This window comes from Ruegeria atlantica (assembly GCF_013033965.1).
GTDB lineage: Bacteria > Pseudomonadota > Alphaproteobacteria > Rhodobacterales > Rhodobacteraceae > Ruegeria > Ruegeria atlantica_D.
The window spans coordinates 1-3,693 of record NZ_WQFE01000030.1; the positions used below are offsets into that span (position 1 = coordinate 1).

A 3,693-nucleotide genomic window follows, 5' to 3' on the forward strand; every position below is an offset into this window, starting at 1 on the left:
CTTGGTCCTCCGTTTCCTAAACATAGCGGTGGACCAGTTCAGTCGGGGTGGCTCAAGGGGGTCAGATGCACACGATCTTTGAAATAGCTATACCTTCGAGCGGAACGTCTGACCGCGCCGACAATGACTCTTTGAAACGTTGACAAACAATTTGGTAATGCTTTCTGCGTGAACCGTTGAGAGAACCAGATATTCTTATGTGTCATGCAGGTGTTTCATATAATGAGATGTGGGCCTCACTCACCATCCAGATCGAGACGCAGAGGGCACCAGATCGAGACGCAGATGGCAAAGGTGATAGGCGACGGCGAGTGCGGGGGCGATTGCACCCGCCGTCTGCCATTCCCGCGCGTGGGGGTCTAAAGACGCGCTGTGAGTGATGGGCTGGGGAGTACAGCTGGGAATGGCATAATGGATACCGTGAGTGAGGGGGCTCTCGCAATGTAGCGTAAACTCCAAAAGTAATCGTCTCAATTCTGCCTTCGAAAGCGTCCACCATATGGTGGCCAACAAAATCGCACCAAAAGGAGTGGGATAACTCGATATCAGTAGTTAAATATGATTCCGACATAAACCACTAATGAAGGATTTCGGAAAGCGAAACAGGAGCACGAACGAGTTGAGCAATGCCCAACCCACTCTCAGCGTCGCAAGCTGAGATATCTGTCAGTTCAAGTCTGAAGTTTTATGGACCTGTCGCGGTTTGATGTCGCTCCTTTGATAGCATTTTTTGCGGCAAAGGAGGCGAACTATGGGAATGAAACGGACAGACAAATTCCGCGCTGACGCCGTGCGAATTGCGCTGACGAGCGGGCTGTCACGCAGGCAGGTTGCTTCAGATTTGGGTGTTGGCCTGTCGACGCTGAACAAATGGGTCACAGCGCATCGAGACACTGATGTGGTTTCCCGACAAGGAACTAGACCTTGCCCGTGAGAACGAGCGACTTCGACGGGAGAACCGCATTCTCAAGGAGGAGAGGGATATCCTAAAAAAGGCCACGGCCTTCTTCGTGAGCCAAAAGCCATGAGATTTCGGCTCATCGAAGAGCATGGCTGCGATTTCCCGACCAACCGGCTTTGCCAGGTTCTGGATGTCAGCGAACAGACAGGGTCGTGCTGGCCCATATCAAGGAACAATCCCGGCTCAGCCTGGGCAGCTATGGACGTCCACGAATGACCGAAGAACTTAAGGAGCTGGGTCTGAACATTGGCCATTGCCGCGTTGGTAGGTAGATGCGTGAGAATGGCATACGGGTTGAAAGGTCAAAGAGATACAAGGTTATGACCGATAGCAACCACGCTTTCAACATCGCACCGAACCTGCTGAACAGGGACTTCCGCGCAGATCAGCCGAACCAGAAATGGGCGGGCGATATCAGCTATGTATGGACCCGTGAAGGTTGGCTCTACCCGGCTGTGATCCTTGATCTACATTCCCGGTGTGTCATTGGCTGGGCGATGAGCAACCGCATGAAGCGTGATCTCGCAATTCGGGCTTTGAAGATGGCTATCGCACTGCGGCAACCGCCTTGGGGGCTGCATCCATCATACGGACCGTGGGTCGCAATACTGCTCACATGACTACCGGAAGATCCTGCGCCAGCACGGCTTCAAAGTGTCGATGTCAGGCAAGGGCAATTGCTATGATAATTCGGCCGTCGAGACGTTCTTCAAAAACGATCAAGGCTGAGCTCATTTGGCGCAGGTCGTGGCAGACGCGCAGAGATGCAGAGCTGGCCATCTTCCAATACATAAACGGCTTCTACAAACCGCGACGGCGGCACTCAGCATTGGGATGGAAAAGCCCGGCCGCATTCGAACGGAAAGTGGCCTAAACGAGCACTGGGGGCGGCACGAAAACGGGACAGGTCCAGTCGACATTTGGCAGACTGCTGATCAATGCTCTCGCACCAATGTAGTCGCTGACCTGACCTGCAGTGACAAACAGATTCAAAGTGCGTCCCTGACTGTCACAAACCGCATGTAATTTTGTGTTCATGCCACCCTTGGTGCGCCCAATCAGACGTCCACGTCCCTCTTTTTCACCGCAAGACTGGACGCTGTGCGATGGGCTTTGAGGTACGTAGCATCGATTATGACCGTCTTTTCTTCGCCGTGGTTGGCAGCCAAGCCGACCAACATCTGGGCAAAGATACCTTTGTCACTCCATCGCTTCCAACGATTATAGAGCGTCTTGTGAGGTCCATATTCCCTAGGTGTATTCCGCCGCCGTAACACGTTACGATTGATGAAGAAAATCCCACTCAAGACACGGCTGTCATCAACGCGAGTTTGCCGTGCGACTTGGGAAAGAAGGGCTCACAACTCTTCATCTGCGCTTATGTTGGCCAGAATAGATCTGACTTTGTAACCGTCTAGTTTTCTAGCCGTGAATCATTTTGCTAGATGAAGTAGATGGGTCCTGAGCCTTCTGTATCTCGAGTTTGCTAACTTGACCCCCGTCAGCCACCTTTGCCGAGGTTACTGACGGGGCGGTGTATGGCGTCTGAGCCTTGTGGCATGACCACGTTTCCTAGCGAGCCAGCACCGTCTCTCTTCATCGTCTCGAACAGTTGAATGCGGCCGGTCTGGACCGCGGAGCAGAAGGAAGAGGGTATGAACAAAGTATCACACGAGCAGATCATCGGCATAGACGTCAGCCGCGATTGGCTTGACGTTCATTGTCTCCCGGACATTCGTAGGTTGCGGCTTCCGAACAGCGATGAGGGCCACGCGCAGCTTGTTGGTCTGGCACAATCAACGCACGCGCTTGTTTGTTTCGAGGCGACTGGAGGGTAGGAATGGCGTCTGTGGACCGCGCTGGATGCAGCCGGAATCGCGACCCGGCAGTTACCGCCAGCTCAGATCAAAGCCTTCGCCGCCAGCCGTGGCACACGCGCCAAGATGGATCGGATCGACGCGGAACTCATTGCGTGGTTCATGGCATTTCGACCAGACGCAGGGCGCGAACTGCCACATGGGAAATTGCGCCTTCTCAGAGCCTTGGCATCAAAGCGTGCGCAGCTTGTCGAGACGCGCAAGAGACTTCTGGCGCAGATCAAGGCGCATGAGAAGTTGGGAACGGATGGGATATTCACTGAAATTGATGCTGAGCTGAGGGCGCTGTTGGATCGACAGATCGGTAAATTGGAAGACCAGATTGCGCAGACGATCGCTGCAGATCAGGGCCTTGCACAAACCGCTGGTATCTTGCGTTCTATCCCTGGGATCGGCCCCGTTGCCAGCACTATGCTGATCGCGAAAATGCCAGAACTGGGCCAACTCTCGGGAGAACAAGCTGCTGCGCTCACGGGCCTGGCTCCCATTGCTCACGACAGCGGTGCGATGCGCGGCAAGCGCGCCATTGGTGGCGGACGGCGACAGGTACGACACGTCATGTTCCAGGCTGCTCTCGTCGCGAATCATCACAATCCGCATCTCAAGATCTTCGCAGATCGTTTGCGTGACGCGGGCAAGCCACACAAAGTCATCATCACAGCAGTCGCTAGAAAGCTCGTCACAATCGCAAACGCACTCCTCAAATCTCAGCAAAACTGGTCGGCTCAGACCCCCTGAGAAATACAGTTGCTAGTTCGATCCGCAATCCAAGCGAAACCCTCTAGGGTCAGGATTCATAGCCAATAGATGACGGTTGCTGCGAGTGCGATTGCGGAGAGGAAGACCTTGGGACAG

The 3,693-nt window shown here is 54.1% G+C and carries 2 protein-coding genes and 2 pseudogenes; 3 read left to right on the plus strand and 1 reads right to left on the minus strand.

The annotated features are described in order from the left end of the window. The first annotated feature begins 751 nt into the window (after positions 1 to 751). A pseudogene (locus tag GOW16_RS22450) lies at positions 752 to 1,835 on the plus strand (IS3 family transposase). A 35-nt stretch (positions 1,836 to 1,870) separates the two neighbouring features. Here GOW16_RS22450 and GOW16_RS22455 read toward each other — a convergent pair. Beyond that, positions 1,871 to 2,333 (minus strand): annotated as a pseudogene (locus tag GOW16_RS22455) (IS5 family transposase); the annotation flags it as partial. 283 nt (positions 2,334 to 2,616) lie between these two features. Here GOW16_RS22455 and GOW16_RS22695 point away from each other — a divergent pair. Both GOW16_RS22695 and GOW16_RS23130 read left to right on the plus strand, forming a co-directional pair. Continuing rightward, on the plus strand, positions 2,617 to 2,799 hold the full coding sequence (locus GOW16_RS22695; RefSeq protein ID WP_217354717.1) for a hypothetical protein: 183 nt from the start codon (positions 2,617 to 2,619) through the stop codon (positions 2,797 to 2,799). Between the two features lie 36 nt (positions 2,800 to 2,835). Then, entirely contained in the window at positions 2,836 to 3,576 is a 741-nt protein-coding gene (locus GOW16_RS23130) for an IS110 family transposase (protein WP_368039959.1), read from the plus strand. Positions 3,577 to 3,693 lie beyond the last annotated feature (117 nt).